Below are 20,045 nucleotides of genomic sequence, written 5' to 3'. Positions count from 1 at the left end.
TTTACGACACCCCCTTCCTTTGCTTAAGAGCTTCCAATTCTTGTCTGACTTTTTCTTCTTTTTGAAGTTTGCTTAGTTCCTTTTCAATGGAATCTTTTCCATCAAAAGTATCCAGAGCGTTTAGCTCAATAAGCTCATCCATTGCAGAAATTTTTGCGTTTTTCTGCCTGATTTTATTTTCTGCCCTGTCAATTCTGCTATGAATATCGTTCATTTCATTGGAGATGCCTGTTATTGTTTCTTTAACGGTAATTTGTGCATCAGCTGCACGGTTCATGGCAATTAGTTCTTCTTTTCTATTTTCCAGATCATTAATCTGATATTCTAATTGTTCTTTGCTGTTGGTAATGATCTTTATTTTTTGATTTAATTGTTGTATTTCTGCAGTAATGCGTTCTTCTTGAGACAGCAAATCCTGCTTTTTCTCTAAAGCGGCTTTCGCAAGGTCTTCACGGTTTGAGGCGATTGAAAGCTCTGCTTGCTCTGAAGCCAATTTGATTTTACCTTTTACATCAAAAAGGTCACTTTCAAGCTTTTTTTTAATGGTCGCAACCTCAATAAGTGATTTTTTAATCTTGTTTACCTGCTCTTTCATCTCCTCAAGGGAGAGCTGTAAAGCTTCCTCAGGATTTTCTATTTCATCTAAAATTGAATTTGCTTTAGCTTTAAATATTGACTTTACTTTTCCTAATATACCCATATTTGATCCTCCCATGATCATAAAGTTATTATATTACTATTTTAGTTCTTGATTATGAAGAACCTGTGAAGACTTTATGAAGATTATAGAAAATTCTTATGAAGCAAAGCCATTATCAAATTTTGTATACCGATGAGTTTAATAAATTATACGTTGTATTTGTTTTTGATTATTGATTATTGCTTATTGCTTATATTACCTAGGTAATCATGAAAATCTTCACATTTTCTTCATGAGTTCTTCATAAGTTGGTGCTAAAATATGATAAAAGTCTTAGTCAATACTAAGACTAATAGCAAACTCAAATATTTCAATTCTCTGAGGAAAATCTTATTATTGTAGATTTAGACCCTATGGAGCACGGCAGTTTATTGAATAGATTATAACGAGGCCAAAAGATGTCCCTACCTCCATAGGTGGCGGGTACCGATGTTATAAAAAGCCCCCTTTACCATTTATATAGATTATTATAAAAGTGCGGACATTTTGACCGCACTTTTATGATGATTTAAGTATTATAAATTTATGCTTTTATTAAACAGCACTTTGAAACAATTGTTTCTTTAGTAAGATGCATTATCAAAGAAATAAAGAGTTGTTTTATACTCACATTAATAAGTAAGGAGGAATCTACTAAGAGTAGTTTTTATGTACTATAAGTAGAGTTTGTTGATGGATAAGACGCTTAGTAAGATCAGGAATACTGTAGCAATAACTCTGGTGGTTATTATTTTAATAGCAATGTTAGGTGTTTACATGCCTATGAAGAGAGAGTTGATAAAAAACCTCCAACAGAACTTTTTACTTTCCACTGAATCACACCGCTTTGTCATAGAAAAGACAATTCAAGACAGCATATATGATGCTCAAATCTTTTCAAGCCGGGATATGCTCAAACAAAAAATTGTTGAATATAAAAATGGACATATTAATTTTACGGAATTAAAAGATTATACCATCCAAAGATATTTTGAGGGATTTCAGTCAGCAGGAGAGGAAATGGGAGCATTTCGCATCATTGATGAAAATATTGTAGCCCAACAGGGAAATGTGGATCTTTCTAAATTGGAAAAAGTAAAAACTATATCTGAAATAACTACAGAGATCGAAATGAATGGACAACATGCGATAGTATTAGTAGTATATTCACCAATAAAAGAGGAGGATACATTATTAGGATTTGATGCGATTTTCTTCGATATATCCAGTGCAATAAATAGCATCCATGGCCATATTATGCAGCATCAGATATATACTAAGGAAGAAGTGGAACAGATTATATCAAAAAAGCAGCATGCAGTATTTAATGACCATATGCATCTAATAACAGATGGTGATAGCAGCTGGTATGTTCATAGAATAGAATCAATTGATATGTATTTTGTTACTTCGGTTTCCAATAGTAGTTTGTACGAAGCACTAAATGATATATCTTTATTCACATTTATTTCTTTTATTGCTGCAATATTTATAATAACACTGTCAATGCACTTTATCTCATTTAGATATTTCAGAGATATAATTGAAAAATTGAAAGAGAGTAAGGAAATGTATAAAAAATTCGCTACTACAGACTCTCTTACCGACACTTTTTCTCGTGTATACTTTAATCAGTATATTAAACAGCATTTTGATGAATTGCATGCATCTCATGCAACATCAGTAATCGTAATGATTGATGTCAACAAGTTTAAATATATTAATGATACATATGGCCATTTAATGGGAGATACTGTATTGAAAAAGATTGCAGATATCCTGAAAGCCTCTGTTAGAGATGGAGACATTGTAGTGAGATTTGGTGGTGATGAATTTTTGCTTTTACTGAGAAATTGCAGTGCAGAAGTAAGTCAGCAAATAATATCACGTGTATCTAAACAGTTGAATAATATTAATGAATATAATTTCCCAATTGAAGTATCTTATGGCGTAGCAGAGCTTAGAGAAAAAGATAATCTCATAGAGGTAATAAAAGAAGCAGATGAAAAAATGTATGAATGGAAGAATGGTAAGTCTAAAAAAGAAATGTCTAAATAAATTTTAAATATTAAGACTTTCATATTTTCTTCATAACATCTTCATATTTATACCCTATAATGGTATGTGCAAAGAGTTTAATAAGCAATTTAAGAGTAAAAAAGTTTTCTTTAATATTTTAATGTCAAGGGTAAACTAATATATGATAAGGCAGGTGAGAATATGCGTAGAGATAAAATAGTATGGTTAATGGTCTTAATTGTTTCATCGCTGCTCCTGATCGGATACATTGTATGGGGATATCCTTTTTCAAGGAATATAAATTTTAGTCGCTATGGGACGGATTATTACGGTAGAGGAATGATGAATAGACGGTTTAATCCATATAATAATCGTCAGAATTATGGAAATAAAGAAAAAATGTCAGTTGATCAGATTAGAAATTTCGTTGAAAATTATATTCAAGGTTATGGGGATAGTTTAGAGATGTCAGATATATTTGTATTTAAAGACACTGATTATTATGTTTCAGTAGAAGAGAAGGATACTGGCAAAGGAGCAATGGAGTTATTAGTAAACCTTTATACAGGAGATGTGTATCCGGAATATGGTCCTAACATGATGTGGAATGAAAGATATGGAATGCATGGCGGAAGAGGATACGGTATGATGGGTCCCAGTATGATAAGAGACCCACGGTGGAATAACAACAATGGGTATTACAGAGGAACCGATGATTCAAAGCAAATAGAAAGAAATGAAGCAGTAAAAATTGCTGATGATTATGTAAAAAGGAATATAGAAAAAGATTTTACGGTATCAAATGAGGGACATGAATTCTATGGCTACTATACATTTCATGTTAATAAAAGTGATAAACCGGTTGGAATGTTAAGTGTAAATTACTATACCGGAGATGTTTGGTACCATGACTGGCATGGTCAGTTAGAAAAAATCATTTCACATGATGAAGAATAAAGAAAGGAGTGTTTGTTATGATGGGACCAATGATGGGATGGGGCTACGGTATGATGGGAGGTTGGTTTGGAATGCTTATACCATTAATTTTAATTGGAGTTATTGTATACGCAGTTATCAGATTATCCGGTAACAGTAATGTAAGAAACGAAAGAGAATATGATAATTCATTAGCAATTCTTAACGAAAGATTCGCAAGAGGCGAAATCAATGAAGAAGAATACAAGCAGAAAAAAGCCATACTATTAAGGCGTTAAAAATTTCAGCTTTAAACTATCGACAATATGATTAATATATTTAAATATGATAAAAGGTGCTGGTTATAGGATAATTTAGTATCTTTATAACGCATAGGAGAGCATACTTTTCGTAATGCATTTTAAAAAGGCTTCATGTAGACATTTCAGAAGCCTTTTTAATTTTTGTTATTACAAAAGCTAGATTACTATGCTAAAAATCTGTACGCTTGGGGATAAAACTAATGCAAAATTAAGTCTCATTAAAATCTTCACATTTTCTTCATAAGATCTTCAAAATTGGAATGTACTCTAGTTTAAAAAGCATTCTAAAGATATTATTGGGGGGATTTTTGTTACATGCGACAAAGGAGTAGTAGTAAAAAACATTTTATGGTACTGATAATAATAGTAGTGGTTACAATTGTTGGTTCTTTTGCCCAAGCTGCCGGCACAAATGAATTTAAGAACAAATTGGATAAAGTTAATAAAGAAATGGGTGCTACTCGTATAAAATTGCAGGAGGCCAAAAAGCAAAAAACGGGACTTCTAGATGAAAAAGAAAAAATAGACCAGGAAGTTGATGCAGCAGAAGAGGAACTAAAGAAGCTCAATGAATTACTTAAGTTAAATGAGGAGAAGATTGCGAAAAATGAGTTGGAATTATCAAAAAACATTGAAGACGTTCAAGAGCAATCGGATGTGTTTATGATGAGAGCTAGAGCCATGTATGAGGATGGGACTGCGACATACCTGGATATTCTATTGGATTCGGAAAATTATTCTGATTTGCTGTCCCGACTTGATATTATCAAGGAAATCATGGAGTATGACCAAAGTATTCTTAAAGAGCTAAATCAAAAGCAAAGAGAAATCTTACAAATAAAAGAAGAACAAGAAGCAGAGAAATCATTAAACGAAAAACTTAGAAATCAGGTGTCGGATAAAAAGCAGCAATTGGAAAGTAGTCTTATATCAAAAAGTCAACTTATTCAGAAATTAACATCTGAAGAAAAACAATATGCAGAGACGTTAGACGATTTAGAAGAAGCATCTAGAGAAATGGAAAAAGAAATAAAAAGACTGCAAGATTTAAGCAAAAAACAGTATGTAGGAGGACAGCTTTTATGGCCTACGCCTAACTACTACAATATTACATCCCCTTATGGAAATAGATGGCATCCTATTTTGAAAAAATACAAGATACATACAGGAATTGATACGGCTGCGCCCATGGGTGCGAATGTAGTTGCTGCCAACGATGGAAAAGTCCTTATGGCAGGATGGAATACTGCTTATGGAAAGCGGATTATTATTGATCATGGTGGAGGGCTCTCGACGCTTTACGCACATAATAGTACCTTGCTGGTTAGTGAAGGGCAGCAAGTAAAAAAAGGGCAGATTATTGCGAAGGTAGGAAGTACCGGGTGGTCGACCGGTCCACATGCGCACTTTGAGATAAGAGAAAATGGTACTCCTGTCGATCCTATGAAGTATTTTCGCAAATAATAATTTATTGATAATATGCGATGATTGATGTTCATAAAATCTTCACATTTTCTCCATGAGTTCTTCATAAGTTGAGGTTAAAATACAATAAAAAGGTGATTTAGCAACAAACTATTTTAATAAGTGTTCAGCATATTACCTTTTTATTACAGAATTTAAAGAGGAGGTTGATGAATTATTAAGTAATATTTAGATAATAACAATATAAATTAGTGTGATATAGGAGGAGTCAGCATGTCAAATACAGCAACAAGTTTAACAGATTTAATTGGAAATACTCCATTACTGGAATTAAAGAATTATAGCAAGAATCTTAATCTGGACGCAAGATTAATTGCAAAATTGGAATATTTCAATCCTCTCGGAAGCGTAAAAGATAGGATTGGTTACGCAATGATTAAAGATGCGGAAGAGAGAGGAAAACTCAACCAGGATTCTGTTATTATTGAGCCGACAAGCGGAAATACAGGTATTGCACTTGCTTTTACGGCAGCAGCAAGAGGTTATAGGATTATACTTACTATGCCTGAAACAATGAGTGTAGAGAGAAGGAACCTTCTAAAAGCACTTGGAGCAGAATTGGTTTTGACACCGGGTGCGGAAGGAATGAAGGGGGCTATTAAAAAGGCGGAAGAGCTTGCTTCACAAATGCCAAATGCTTTTATGCCTCAGCAGTTTCAGAATCCTGCCAATCCTGAAATACATAGAAACACTACTGCACAAGAAATATGGAAGGATACCGAAGGGAAAGTTGACATATTTGTCGGTGGTGTGGGAACAGGAGGAACTATTACAGGCGTTGGAGAAGCTTTAAAAGAAAAGAATCCGAATATCAAAATAATTGCCGTAGAGCCAGTCGATTCACCGGTGCTTTCAGGTGGCAATCCCGGACCTCATAAGATTCAGGGAATAGGGGCAGGCTTTATTCCGGACATATTAAACAAGGGAGTCATTGACGAAGTTTTCAAAGTAAAGAATGAAGAAGCATTTGAAACAGCACGTAAATTTTCGAAGGAAGAGGGATTACTCGTCGGGATATCATCCGGTGCAGCAGCTTTTGCAGCTACTCAAGTTGCAAAAAGGCCTGAAAATAGAGGGAAGACAATTGTTATCCTACTGCCTGGCACCGGAGAACGATATTTATCTACTGTGTTATTTCAAGATTGATGAATAATCTCTATGCAAAGGAAAAGCGATGAAAAGAATAATAATCAATATAATGATAATAGGTATGTTTATTTGGATAGGTACAGTAGGTGCCTTTGCCATGGACGATGCAGCGATATATTTTTCGGATGTCTCTGATGATGATTGGTATGCCGGTTATATATCAAACCTGCATGAAAAAGGACAAATCAATGGTTATGCAGATGGCACTTTTAAACCTGATAAAATTATCACAAAAGCCGAGTTTATAACACTTCTATTGAGGAGTTCAGGTTATAATGAGGAAATAGCACAAACCGGACACTGGAGTATGACTTATATAAAGAAGGCAGAGATGCTAAAGGTTATAGAAAAAGATGAATTAAATGAACAAGAACTTGGTGAGCCAATTAATCGTATGGAGGTGGCGAAAGCCATCGTGAACATTTTAAATGAATCCTATCCTGAAACGATAGATGCTTATAAGGAATATATTGGTGATTTTAATGATACTCCTGCCGAATATCAGCAATATGTTCTAAAGGCATATGCAAAAGGATTGATTACTGGATATCCTAACGGTACATTTAACGGAAACAACAATTTAACAAGGGCAGAGGCTTTGACGGTTATTATGAGAGTGATTGATGAAAGTGAGAGGATACTGGCAAATAAACCAAAAGAAGATAACAGCAAAGATGAAGCAGAAGGGATACTACAAGATACAAGTATCCAAAAGTCAATTGTAGAGACTGCTAAGAAGTATTTAGGAGTACCATATGTATGGGGGGGAGCTAGCCCATCCGGATTCGATTCATCCGGGATAGTATGGTATACCTTTAAAGAAAATGATATTCAATTGCCTCGTGTTTCTTTTGATATGTATAAAGTAGGGAAAGCAATTTCAAAAGAAGAGCTCCTTCCGGGAGATATAGTATTTTTTGAAGGATATGCATCAGGCCCGTCACATGCAGTTGTCTTTATTGGAGACGGAAAGTTTGTACACTCACCTTCTACCGGAAAAACAGTCTCGATAGGCAGCATCGATGATCCTTATTATTATGGACCAAGATATTATGGTGCACGAAGGGTTATTCAGTAGGTTTTAAAAAGCCCCCTTAAGCAATTTATATAGATTACTATAAAAGTGCGGACATTTTGCCCGCACTTTTATAGTGATGTTAATATTGTGGTTTGAAAGGAGTACTGCTTTTGTAAGATGAGTTATATGATTAGAAAAAGAATAGTTTTTGTACTCATGTTCATAGTTTTGTCTGTAATAGGATTAATTCTTAGGATAGGCTGGCTGCAGTTTTATGAAGGAGAGAGGCTTCGAAAAGAGGCAATAAGGCAGCAGATTCGTGATAATATCATTAATCCGAGTAGAGGAGCAATTTTAGAACGAAACGGTATAACGCTTGCAGTCAGTGTTTCTGTAGAAACGGTAAGTGCTTCTCCGAATGAAATTGCTAAATCCGGTAACGCTGGGCAAGTAGCTTTGGCATTATCACAGGTATTAGAAATGAATTACCAAGAAGTATATGAGAAAATAACAAAATCGAGTGAATATAAAATTATAAAAAGAAGAATTGAGAAAAGCAAGGCAGATCAAATCAGAGAAAAAGGTTTTAAAGGCATTTATTTAGAACAAGATTCTAAAAGATATTATCCATACGACAGTTTTGCATCTCATGTTATCGGCGCAACAGGTATAGATGATCAAGGATTGTTCGGAATAGAAGCTGCATACGATAAGTACCTGAAAGGTCAACCAGGTAGGGAAGTTTCCATGAAGGGCGCCATTGGAGCAGGGGTGCCATTTGAAAGTGAAAGGCATATTAATGCAGAGAATGGTTTCAGTGTGGTCTTGACTATTGACGAGACCATACAACATCTTACAGAAAAGCACTTAGAAAAAGCCATGCTTGAAAATAAGGTAGCAAAGAGTGGAACAGCTATTGTGATGGAACCGAATTCTGGAGAAATATTGGCGATGGCTGTAAAGCCCGATTTTAATTTGAATAATCCTTTTGAGATTATGGATGAGAAAACAAAAAAAGAAGTTCAAGCATTAACCGGGAAGGATTTTACAGAACGCTACAACGCTGCAATTGAGAATCAGTGGAGAAATAAAGCTATTTCCGATAGTTATGAGCCTGGTTCGACTTTTAAAATTATTACGGCAGCAGCTGCCTTAGAAGAGCATGCAGTGAAGATGGATGACCTTTTTAATTGTATCGGATATGCTGTTGTAGCCGGGCAAAGGATTAACTGTTGGAGATACTATCGTCCTCATGGGATTCAGACTTTTGCTCAGACACTTCAAAATTCTTGTAATCCTTCTTTTATTGAAATTGCGCAGGGAATTGGTCCGGACTTTTTTCAACGTTATGTAAGAGCTTTCGGTTTTATGGAAAAAACAGGAGTGGATTTTATTGGAGAATCAAAAGGAATATTTCACACGCCGGAAAAGTTTAACCAGTTGGAGTTAGCGACTGCATCTTTTGGGCAAGGATTTCAGGTTACACCGCTACAGATGGTTACGGCCATTTCTGCAGTTGCAAATGGAGGAAACCTAGTAAAGCCAAGACTGGTAAAACAACTGATCAATAATACAGGACAAGTAGTAGAAACATTTGATACACAAATAGTGCGTCAGGTGGTCTCAAAACAGACATCGAATACCATGAAAGATATTCTTAAAAGCGTGGTTTCGGAAGGTACCGGTAAAAACGCTTATATAAAAGGATATGAGATTGCCGGGAAGACAGGAACATCGGAAAAATTACCGAGAATGCAAGAGAAATATATTGCTTCTTTTGTAGGGTTCGCACCGGCAAAAGCCCCCGAAGTAGTTGTACTGGTTGTTCTGGATGAACCGGAGGGAGAGGAATATTCCGGTGGAATTATTGCCGCGCCTGTTGTAAGAAATATCATCAATGATATTATGAGTTATATGAATGTGGAGCCAAGGTATACAGAACAGGAGTTAATGACAGTAAATGTAGATATTCCCTATGTCACCAATATGGATATTCAGCAGGCACAAGAAATACTAAAAAGCTCCAGTCTATCATTTAGAGTTGAAGGAAATGGGACCAATGTTACCGGACAAGTTCCCGAAGCTAGTTCGAAAGTGGTACAACAGTCCGAAGTAGTATTGTTTACAGAAGGTTCTAAATCAGTCTCAAATATTAGTATACCAAATGTATTAGGAAAATCCATCACGGATGTTAGTCAAACATTGCGTGATGCAGGATTAAACTTGGCGGTAATAGATTCGGACTTTATCAATACTGTTAATAGTAGCGAAGAGAGTGCAGAAGCAATAAGACAAGAACCCGCACCAGGTATGCTTGTTCCGTCAGGCTCGGTCATAAGTGTGGAATTCAGACACAAAGAAGTAGATTAATCATGTAAGGCGTTTCTTTTTTGCTATCTTCATAAGTTCTTCAAAATTGTCAGTTATAATTGATACTAAAATCGTCAAAAAATTAGTAGCAAATTATCTTTAATAATAGTGAATAGCAGATGATGCCTAATAATAAAAAATTATAGTTTATGTCCAAGATATAGCAAGGCTAGAAGCATGGGTTGATGAGTTAGATAAATCAATAGTGAGTGCTGACCGAGGTATACTATAGTATCCAGCTTAAGATTTTTGACAAAAAGGCTCCTTTTTTGTTTGTATATTGTTTTTCCAATGATGACTCCGTATAGGAACACGCCCAACCAAGGAAAGATTGGATAATAATCAAGGGAACTGAAATTTCTATCAGTTAAACCTAGTGGAAAAAAGTATGGTGTGTCTATGGTTATCTTTGAAATAGCATTTCCGATTATAATAAAAGATGTTGCTAAAGAGAAGGTAACCTTATTACTTAACTTGTTAATGGATTTATATAATAGCATACAAACTCCTAAAAAGTGCAGGATACCAAAGCGAATGTAATATTCAGGGTCAAACAAATATGTAGCTAATGATAGTATCAAGCCAAATCCAAATACAACTGCTCCGCGCTTGGTATTATTCTTGCTAAAAGTACTGCTGATACCCGAAGTGAGCATGAAGAGTATGGCTGATAATTTACCTTCGTAGTACCAAAAACCACCTAGGTATTCTATATCATATGAATAAAAATCTTTTAAATCAACAATGAGATGGAATATGACCATTAAAATGATTGCTAAGCCCCTAATAAAATCTACTTCCCAGATGCGGTTATTTGTGTTCATATATTTCTCCCTTTGTATAAAAATTAATCAATTACATTATATAATGCTTTTTAACGAAAGTATACAGATTTACGTGAAAACATAGTAAACAAATATGAATAGTTAAATATCATACCTACAATAGATAGTTAAATAATTGTGAAGGGTTGGTCAAAAAATATGAAAAAAATTCTAGGAGGAATATTATTACTTATTATACTAATTACTTCTGGCGGCGTAGCTTATGCTTTTTGGCCAAACAATACGAGTATAGCGCCATATGCTCCCGATATGATACATTTGATTGTTGAAGATGAAATTGTTTTAGGAAAAGATAGTGTATTAGTGGAAAATAATCAAGTCTTATTAGCCTTACCTGTTATAAAAGAATATATTGACTCTAATGTTCATTGGGATGAGAAAAACAGTAAATTTATTTTTACCACTAAGGATAAAGTCATTAGAATGGCTGCTGGTCAGCTTACTGCAACGGTTAATGCACGGCTGATAGATTTGAATATTCCTGTGAAATTGATTGAAAATATACCTTATGCACCGATAGAGGTTTTGAAAGATATATTCCAAATTGAGGTGACGTGGATTGACTCAAACAAAGTAGTAACGATCGATTATAAGAAGAATGTAAAACAAGACGTCCAAGTAATTTCAAAAAAAGCTAAAGTCCGTAAGGAACCTTCCATTAAAGCACTCATATTAAAGAAAGATATAGAAAACAATGAAAAAATGAGAATGTTTGAGGAATATGATAAGTGGTATAAGGTAAGGACGGAGGATGGTGTAATAGGATATATTGAAAAACGATTTGTAAGGAAGGTAGAAAATAAGATAGAAAGCAAAGAAGATAGAAATGATGAAGTAATACAATCATCATGGAAACCCAACAACGGAAAAATAAATATGGTTTGGGAGTACGTGCATAAAAGTACTCCCAATATGGAAAAAGTGAAGAAAATAGAAGGTCTAGATGTTGTTTCACCAACGTGGTTTTCTATTACTGATGAAAACGGAACTATAGTTGACAAAGCCGATGCGAAATATGTAAATTGGGCTCACAATAATGGTTATAAAGTATGGGCATTAGTAGATAATAGTTTTGATCCGGATATAACCAATATAATTTTAAATGATTCAGAGATGAGAGAAAAGATTATTCAGCAGCTTTTAATGTATGCAGAAACTTACAAGTTAGATGGGATCAATATTGACTTTGAAAATGTATATCTAAAAGATAAGGATATGGTTACGCAGTTTGTAAGAGAGTTGGTTCCGATGTTTAAAGAACAGGGGCTAATTGTTTCAATAGATGTTACAGTAAAATCTACAAATGAGAACTGGTCTATGTTTTACGACAGAAAGGCGTTGTCAGAAGTGGTAGATTATGTGGCATTAATGGCATATGATCAGCATTGGTCTTCAAGTCCGAAGGCAGGGTCTGTTGCTCAGATTACATGGGTTGAAAATAGTCTAAAACAAGTATTAAAAGAGGTGCCTGCAGATAAGCTTTTGTTAGGATTGCCGTTTTATGCGAGAGAATGGAAAGAAGAAATGGTTAATAATAAAAAGAAAGTAACTTCTAAAGCTTTATCAATGAAAGCCGTTAAAAAAATCATCAGTGATAAAAATGCCAATGTATCGTGGGACGATGAGAGCGGGCAGTATTACGCTCAATATAAAGAAGGACAAGCTATCTATAAAATATGGGTAGAAGATGCCCGGTCAATAACTCTAAAAGCTTCATTGGTAAGTAAATATGGTCTTGCCGGTGTGGCATCATGGCGCAGAGGTTTTGAAAGTGAAGACGTTTGGAATGTCTTGTTGGAAAGTTTAAAACAAAAAGATATTACTATAGAGGAAGGAGAAAAAACATGGAAATAAAGAACATTAAAGACAAAGCTTTTGTTTTATTAAGTGTTTTCCTTGTTTCAGTTTCGCTGTTTACTTACCAGGTAGTACTCACTAGAATTTATTCTGCAATTCTTTGGTATCATTATGTATTTTTGATTACCTCTTTTGCAGTGTTCGGATTGGGGATAGGCGGAATCATTGCCTATAAGCAGCAGGAAAAAAGACAAAAAAGTATTTTGAAAAAATCAAGAGATACAAAAGTAAGAGAAGCATCGCCTCTGGAAGATATCAATAAAGCAGTGACCATTCTTTCAATCTCATATCTACTTGTACTGGGTTTGATTTATTTATTACCGTATATTGGCGGCTTGCTTATATATGCTGTATTGGGTACCATTCCCTTTGTGATTGGAGGATATTTTTTTTCAACGCTTTTCAGAGAATTGTCAGGAATAAGCAATAAGCTGTATTTTGCAGATCTGTTGGGTTCCGGGATAGGAAGCGTCGCTGTATTGCTGTCATTAAATTATTTGGGAATGTATAGATCGGTGATACTTGTCTGTATAATTGCATCCTTAGCAGCACTATTATATTCAAGTGCTCTAAAAATTAAAAATGCTGTTAATTATGTTTTGCCTGTACTATTGCTTGTTGCTATCTTATTACCTGGGCAATATGTCAAGAGTATTGAGCAGAATTTTAACGGAATTAAAACAAATGTTTCTAAGACGTTGGGGAATATAAACAAATCAGGTGAAAACGGTGAAATTGTTTATACGCAATGGAATGCTTTTTCAAGAACCGATGTGATCAAGGTCAAAGAAGCCCCTGATCAAATGGTGGTTACCATAGATGGTGCAGCTAATGCGCCGATGTATAGATTCGATGGGAATATGGAAAGTCTTGATAAATATAAGAAAAATACCGAGTTTATTCCTTTTTCATTCGGGAAAAATGACAGCACGTTAATCATTGGTCCCGGCGGTGGAAGAGACATCCTCTTTGCGCTGGCTGGCGGAAGCAAGGATATAACTGCAGTTGAAATTAATACTTCCAGTATTGAAGCAGTCCGGCAGTTTAAAGATTTCAACGGAAATATTTACGATAGACCGGAAGTGAGAGTGTATGGAGAAGATGGCCGAAATTATATAAGAAAGACACAAGATAAATATGATGTTATCTTTTTATCTCTGGTTATGACCAGTACGTCACAAGGCGCAGGATATGCATTATCAGAAAATTATATCTATACCACAGAAGCCATGCAGGACTATTTAGCACACTTAAAAGAGGATGGTAAACTTGCATTTTTGACTCATGATCAAGAGGATTTAGGTAAAATTGTGGCAACGGCTATTCTTGCGTTAAAAAATAGAGGCATACCGGTAAAAGACGCACCGAAGTATATCGCAATATTCAGGAAAAATATGCCTCAAGCCCAGCACGGTGGTGAGCATATTCATAATCCTATGGTAATTATTAAAAATCAGCCGTTTACTGAACAGCAAAGCAAAGAATTGGCGCAGAGTGCATATGAAAATGGCAATCTTCCCTTATTTACCCCGCATGTATATGAAGAAGGGCCGCTGCAGCACATTAAGGAAGAGCATATTTCGATGGCTGAATATTTGACAGGCTTTACCTATAACGTAACTCCTGCAACAGATGATAATCCGTATTTCTATAACTTTACCAAAGGAATATCCCCTGTTTTGATTTTCATTCTGTTCTTTATACTTATAGGTAGTTTCATTCTATTCATACCTTTTATTATAAAGCATAGTGCTGTAAGACCTGCCTTGTATTTCAGCGGACTAGGTGCAGGATTCATGCTGATAGAAATTCCTCTGATACAAAAGTTTATACTTTATCTTGGACATCCTGTTCTAGCTTTTACGTATGTTTTGGCAGCACTATTAATCGGATGTGGTTTAGGGAGTTTTGTGAGCAGCAGCAAAGTATTTAGTAAAACGGTAAAAGGAATATATTTACCTCCAATACTAATTGTTATCGTAAATATTGCCTTGATCAGTTCACTAGGGTTAATATTTAGAAACACTTCAGATTGGAGTTTGATAAACAGGATTCTTATATCTTCACTGCTTGTGATTATTCAGGGATTCTTTATGGGAATGCCATTCCCAAGAGGACTGAGGCTATTAAATGAGAATAAAAAAACCGATATCATTCCTATTATGTGGGGAATTAACGGTGTAATGTCGGTTGTTGGTTCTGTTGTTTCAATCATGTTATCTATGGAACTCGGATTTAATGGTGCCCTAATAGCAGGTAGTATCGTATACATCCTGGTTAGTCTTATTAGAAAGATTTAAGTACTGTTAGGCAATGGATAAAAAATTTAAATATATATTAAAATCTTCACAGGTTCTTCATAATTAAGTAATACAATATGAATAGTAGGAAATAAATCTGTAATATCAAGATAAGAGGAAAATTTTAAGGAGGAATTTACATGAATTGTCATGGAAATCAAAATAATAATGAGAATAAAGGAGGGCATAACCATAAAGGTCATATGTCGCACATGTGGCTAATGGTATTGTGCTGTGCTATTCCGCTATTATTATTGCTGGCACTGCCGTTATTAAAAATTAATAATCCAAATCTGAAAGGTTGGCTGTCAGGAGCTATTTTCTTCTTATGCCCATTGATGCATTTGCTAATGATGCCTTTGATGTTTAGAAAAAATAAGAATAAGAAAGAAGACCATGGCCAGCATATGAATAATCAAATCGAAGCAAACCGTTCGGAGGGATAATATGAACTGCTGTGGTGGAAGTCGTTAACAAAACAATCAAGGAAATAATCAGGCAAGCAGTCATTCAAATGTAAGATTATATGCTATTATAGCAGTTATAATCATTGCAAGTATTGCTTTATACTATGTTAGCTGACTGATGAATACATGAAAGTTCTTTTCAGGCCTCCAATATTATTATTGGAGGCTTAAATATTATACGATTATATATATTTAAAAACGTGGTAAAGGTGAGTTATAGATTTATGTGGGAAAAGATGAAAAGCCGTTATTCCATACTTGGAATATTTATCATTATCGTTGGCGTTATTTTTATTTATAGACTACTTCAACTTCAGATTGTGGATGGAGCAAATTATGCTAAACAATCTAAGAGCAGGCTGAAAAGAACGATACAAGTTAAAGCTCCAAGGGGAGAAATAATGGATAGGTACGGTAGAACTATTGCAACCAATAGAGTAGGATATTCTCTTGTCATTCAGAAAACCAATATTAGTGTAAATGAGTTAAATGATATGATTTTAAAGTTGGCAACTTTGCTGGAACGTAGCCAGGATATGTATGTCGACATCCTACCTATCACCATTCCACCGTTTGAATTTAACTTTTCGGGTAATGATGAAAATTCAAAGAATGAGAAAGCAATAGAATGGAAGACAGAAAGGAATTTTGATGTAGATGATACAGCAGAAGAGGTGATACAAAGCTTAAGGCAAGTATACAAAATCCCGGAAAGTTATAGCGACTTAGAAGCCAGGAAAGTTATTTCAATTCGTTATGCAATGGCAGAGCAAGGATTTGGTATATTTAACGGTTTTAATATTGCATCAGACGTAAGTGTAAATACAATCATGCAATTGGAGGAAAGAAACAATGAATTTCCGGGCATCGGTATTTTTCAAGAGCCCATTAGATCTTACCCGCAGCAGCAATTAGCAGCACACCTATTGGGGTATGTTGGGAGAATTAATGCAGAGGAATATGCTAAGCTCAAAGAAAAAGGCTATGGCATGAATGATACTTTGGGGAAAGCTGGTTTAGAGAAATATCTCGAGGAATATTTAAAGGGACAAGACAGTCAAAGACAAATTGAAATGGATCAATCTGGGCAACTGACACAAGTGTTGAATAGCAGTGTGCCAATTCCAGGGAATAACGTACTGCTGACCATTGATTCAGAAGTACAAAGAGTGGCGGAGATGTCATTACAGAATGTTATCGAAAAGATACGTAGTGGGGGATATGGTGAAAAATATAGTGATGCAAACAGCGGATCAGTAGTAGCACTGGATGTTAACACAGGAGCCGTCATTGCAATGGCTAGTTATCCAACTTATGACCCCTCTAGTTTTTATAAAGATTATCAAAGATTAGCTAATGATGAGCTGCAGCCTTTATTTAACAGGGCAATTTCCGGCGCTTATGCACCGGGCTCTACGTTTAAAATGTTGACTGGGATAGCTGCACTTGAAGAAGGTATTGTTACCTCTCAAGATAAAATTCTGGATACCGGGTTATACAGGTTTTATAAAGGCTATCAGCCCGCATGCTGGTTATGGACGAGATCACGGTCAACACATGGCTATTTGGATATGGTAGGTGCATTAAAAGTTTCATGTAACATCTATTTTTATGATGTTGGCAGAAGGCTGGGTATAGATAGATTATATAATTACGGTTTGAAGTTCGGACTAGGCCAGATGACAGGCATTGAACTCACTGGTGAAAGCAAAGGTATACTGGCGGGCCCGGAAACCCGCAAACAGATATTTAACGCTCCTTGGAATCCTGGAGATACCATCCAAGCAGCGATCGGCCAATCAGATAATGTATTTACGCCTTTACAAATAGCTAACTACATCAGTACAATCGCAAATGGGGGTACTAGATACAAGGTTCATCTGGTAGATAAGGTAAAGAGTGCCGACGGTAAAGTTCTGAAAGCCGTTGAGCCTGAAATACTGGAAAAAATCAGTTTGAAGCCAGAAACAATCAAAACAATTTTTGAAGGAATGAAGGCTGTTACACAGCCTGGAGGAACAGCCAGTGCGCCTTTTAATAACTTTCCGGTAACGGTAGCCGGAAAGACCGGGACGGCACAGGTCCCGAATGGTTCTGATAATGGAGTGTTTGTAGCATTTGCGCCTTATGAGAACCCGCAAATAGCAGTTGCTGTCATTGTAGAACATGGCGGCAGCGGTGGAAATGTTGCACCTGTTGCGAGAGATATTATCGCTGCATATTTAGGTTTAGATAAAACTGAAAGCAGTGATTTTCCTCAAAATCAGTTAATAAGATAAGGAACTTACAAATGAACGATAACACGGCCGTTAGGAGGGTAATTTATGAATAAAATATTTGTTGTATTAGTACTGCTAATAGTAATTTTTTTGCAGTTAGTGCAGCATATGTATTTTGGCCTAATAGTTCGCAGATTTCACCATACCCTCTTGGAATCACGCATGTATTAGTCGAAGATAAATTGGTCGCAAGCAAACATACTGCAATCATGGAACATGGTGAGATTTTTATCGCACTGCCAATAGTTACAAAATATATTGTTCCTGAAACATATTGGAATTCTAATGATGGTAAAATAGTACTTGCCGTTAAAGACAAAATCATACAATTGCAAACTAATAAAAGTATTGCTGTTATTGGCGCAGAATCAGTTGAACTGGGTTCAACACCTAAGGTGGTTGAAAACGTGCCTTATATTCCTATGCAATTTTTAGCAAAGATGCTTGATATCAAAATTGATTGGGCAGGTGTAAACAATGTGGTGATAGTTGATTATATGAAAAGCAAGAAGCAGCTTGCACAAGTGGTTTCAGCAAATGCAGAAATTCGCACAAGTCCGTCTATAAAGTCTCCTATCTTAGTGAGTTATGGACTAAAAGGTCAAGTAGTTAGGGTTTTTGATGAATATAAAAAGTGGTATAAAGTCCGAACACGAGATGGTGTAATAGGGTATATTGATAAACGTTATATAAAGTCAATAGAAAATTATTAATATCATCTAATTACTACAAAAATAACAAGCATAAAGATTATGACTTTTCTTATAATGTAAATCCTATAACAATATATCCTGCAAGAGCAAGTAATACTCCTAAAATGACATATGGGGTAGAAGTGGTTAAATGCTCTCCGAATGAAATGTTTACCATTTCAGCCGATAAAGGGGATACTACATCTACGACTGCCCCGCCTGCCCATACAGTTCCAACCATGATTGCGATATTCACGCCTGAGTTTATTGAAAATGTGATGGCAAGAGGCATGATGAGTGCCCAGGTAGCCCACGATGAGCCGATTGTGTAGGAAATAACTCCTGTAATGAGAAATAGTACTGCAGGAATCAAGATTTTAGGAATACTTTTGATGATACTTTCTCCTAAGAGTTTATTGAAACCAAGGTCTTGTGTGACACTTGTTAATGCCCAGCTTAGCACCAAAATGATAATAAGTGAAATCACTTTTTCAGCGCCTTTTACGATATGTGCTTCAATCTCAGCAAGACTGATTTTCTGAAATAAAAAGAAGATACTTGTCATGACAATGGTTAACAATGCACCGGCGAAAATGGAGACATTAAAGTTTGCTGCACTAAGTGTTCCAAAAAAAGTATCCGATTTATTTCTTCCGGTCCACCAGAAAAAGAAAACAGTACTTATAAGCAAAATAATGACAGGTATGATGAGGTTAATACTTTTACTTGGGTATTCCTGTACAGATTGATTGGCATTTTGCTCTTTTTCCAGATGTTGTTCTGTAAGTTCTTCTTTTTCTTTTGCGTTTCCCAATTTGAATTTTCCAAATCCGAGTCCGAAGATGGTTACTCCAATGGCAATAAGAAGCATACTCCATGAAAAAAAGTTCCATAATACGCTTTTAGCAACAATTGCATAAGCACTTTGATTGATCTCTTTTTCCCTGATGTTGTTAGTGACTAAAGTTACCATATAGCCTAAGTAGGAGGTTGCAATAGGGATGAGTAGAATTAACTGAAGGCTTGTTACAGAAAGTAAAAAAGCCAGCTTCTCTTTTGAACCCTTCACTTTTTCTAGCAAAGGATTCAATACTGTTCCTACAGCAATGGTATGGAAAGAACTATCGAAAAAAGTAATAAGGCTTAGTAGCCAGCTCCAGCCCAATACACCTCTCTCACTTTTTACCCATTTTCCTACTCTCTCGCTAAATCCTGATATTCCTCCTGCCATTTCAATCAAATCTGCCAGTGCACCAAAAGCAATAAGAAATCCCAGTGTGTAGGCACTGTCTTTATTAGCAACAGCTTCAATAATATAATTCCCTATAGAAGTAATTCCGTTAAATAATGAGCGAGTACTAAGGAGTGCTCCTATAATTACGCCGGTAAGTAGAGAGGGAATCAATTTCTTAGTTTTGAATGTTAAAATGATAGTAATCAGTGCCGGCATAATAGATAGCCATATCATAATATACTCCTCCAGTTTATAAAATCTATTCGTATTATTTCTTATTCCGCAGACTTTATTCAGAAGAGAGTGTTTATAGGGTAGAAAAACTTCGTTATCTTTCTGAATAACAGCCTAAAATGAAGTTGTCGACTAGTTCAACATAAGAACCCTGTTTGTAATAAATAAAAAGAAAGTCA

The 20,045-nt window shown here is 35.5% G+C and carries 15 protein-coding genes; 12 read left to right on the top strand and 3 right to left on the bottom strand.

Annotated features, from left to right (window positions below; genetic code table 11):
• Position 1: 1 nt before the first annotated feature.
• Positions 2-700 carry a PspA/IM30 family protein gene (locus QKW49_RS04215; RefSeq protein ID WP_282866321.1) on the bottom strand — a complete coding sequence of 233 codons (699 nt, stop codon included), beginning with the start codon at positions 698-700 and terminating at the stop codon, positions 2-4.
• A gap of 672 nt (positions 701-1,372) precedes the next feature.
• Here QKW49_RS04215 and QKW49_RS04210 point away from each other — a divergent pair.
• The 7 genes from QKW49_RS04210 to QKW49_RS04180 all read left to right on the top strand — a co-directional run bounded on the left by QKW49_RS04210 (position 1,373) and on the right by QKW49_RS04180 (position 9,958).
• The gene (locus QKW49_RS04210; RefSeq protein ID WP_282866320.1) at positions 1,373-2,737 is read left to right on the top strand and encodes a GGDEF domain-containing protein; all 1,365 of its coding nucleotides are present in this window, start codon (positions 1,373-1,375) and stop codon (positions 2,735-2,737) included.
• A 162-nt stretch (positions 2,738-2,899) separates the two neighbouring features.
• Positions 2,900-3,655, top strand: a complete 756-nt coding sequence (locus QKW49_RS04205; RefSeq protein ID WP_282866319.1) for a hypothetical protein — start codon at positions 2,900-2,902, stop codon at positions 3,653-3,655.
• Positions 3,656-3,672: 17 nt separating this feature from the next.
• Positions 3,673-3,912 carry an SHOCT domain-containing protein gene (locus tag QKW49_RS04200; RefSeq protein WP_282866318.1) on the top strand — a complete coding sequence of 80 codons (240 nt, stop codon included), beginning with the start codon at positions 3,673-3,675 and terminating at the stop codon, positions 3,910-3,912.
• A 339-nt stretch (positions 3,913-4,251) separates the two neighbouring features.
• The gene (locus QKW49_RS04195; protein ID WP_282866317.1) at positions 4,252-5,400 is read left to right on the top strand and encodes a peptidoglycan DD-metalloendopeptidase family protein; all 1,149 of its coding nucleotides are present in this window, start codon (positions 4,252-4,254) and stop codon (positions 5,398-5,400) included.
• A gap of 234 nt (positions 5,401-5,634) precedes the next feature.
• Positions 5,635-6,567: a cysteine synthase A gene (cysK, locus tag QKW49_RS04190; RefSeq protein ID WP_282866316.1), complete on the top strand. Its 933-nt coding sequence runs from the start codon at positions 5,635-5,637 to the stop codon at positions 6,565-6,567.
• A 28-nt stretch (positions 6,568-6,595) separates the two neighbouring features.
• The gene (locus QKW49_RS04185) at positions 6,596-7,648 is read left to right on the top strand and encodes an S-layer homology domain-containing protein (protein ID WP_282866315.1); all 1,053 of its coding nucleotides are present in this window, start codon (positions 6,596-6,598) and stop codon (positions 7,646-7,648) included.
• A gap of 117 nt (positions 7,649-7,765) precedes the next feature.
• Positions 7,766-9,958 carry a penicillin-binding transpeptidase domain-containing protein gene (locus QKW49_RS04180; protein WP_282866314.1) on the top strand — a complete coding sequence of 731 codons (2,193 nt, stop codon included), beginning with the start codon at positions 7,766-7,768 and terminating at the stop codon, positions 9,956-9,958.
• A 140-nt stretch (positions 9,959-10,098) separates the two neighbouring features.
• Here QKW49_RS04180 and QKW49_RS04175 read toward each other — a convergent pair whose 3' ends face one another.
• Entirely contained in the window at positions 10,099-10,782 is a 684-nt protein-coding gene (locus tag QKW49_RS04175; protein WP_282866313.1) for a heparan-alpha-glucosaminide N-acetyltransferase, read from the bottom strand.
• Between the two features lie 159 nt (positions 10,783-10,941).
• On the opposite strand from QKW49_RS04175, the gene QKW49_RS04170 reads away from it, so the two are divergent.
• The 5 genes from QKW49_RS04170 to QKW49_RS04150 all read left to right on the top strand — a co-directional run bounded on the left by QKW49_RS04170 (position 10,942) and on the right by QKW49_RS04150 (position 18,419).
• Entirely contained in the window at positions 10,942-12,657 is a 1,716-nt protein-coding gene (locus tag QKW49_RS04170; protein ID WP_282866311.1) for a glycosyl hydrolase family 18 protein, read from the top strand.
• Positions 12,648-14,960, top strand: a complete 2,313-nt coding sequence (locus QKW49_RS04165; RefSeq protein ID WP_282866310.1) for a hypothetical protein — start codon at positions 12,648-12,650, stop codon at positions 14,958-14,960. Before QKW49_RS04170 ends, QKW49_RS04165 begins: the two co-directional genes overlap by 10 nt.
• A gap of 140 nt (positions 14,961-15,100) precedes the next feature.
• A complete protein-coding gene (locus QKW49_RS04160; protein ID WP_282866309.1) occupies positions 15,101-15,406 on the top strand; it encodes a hypothetical protein in 306 nt (101 codons plus the stop codon).
• Positions 15,407-15,663: 257 nt separating this feature from the next.
• Positions 15,664-17,706, top strand: a complete 2,043-nt coding sequence (gene mrdA / locus QKW49_RS04155) for a penicillin-binding protein 2 (protein WP_282866308.1) — start codon at positions 15,664-15,666, stop codon at positions 17,704-17,706.
• Positions 17,707-17,888: 182 nt separating this feature from the next.
• Entirely contained in the window at positions 17,889-18,419 is a 531-nt protein-coding gene (locus QKW49_RS04150) for a stalk domain-containing protein (protein WP_282866307.1), read from the top strand.
• A gap of 49 nt (positions 18,420-18,468) precedes the next feature.
• On the opposite strand, the gene QKW49_RS04145 is transcribed toward QKW49_RS04150, so the two are convergent.
• Positions 18,469-19,866 (bottom strand): Na+/H+ antiporter NhaC family protein, encoded by a 1,398-nt coding sequence (locus QKW49_RS04145; protein WP_282866306.1) that lies wholly within the window; start codon positions 19,864-19,866, stop codon positions 18,469-18,471.
• Positions 19,867-20,045: the final 179 nt, after the last annotated feature.

Origin of the sequence: Petroclostridium sp. X23, from assembly GCF_030013905.1 — a bacterium.
Lineage (GTDB): Bacteria > Bacillota > Clostridia > SK-Y3 > SK-Y3 > X23.
The sequence above is the reverse complement of the archived record's forward strand: the minus strand, read 5'-3'. Positions and strand labels throughout refer to the sequence as shown.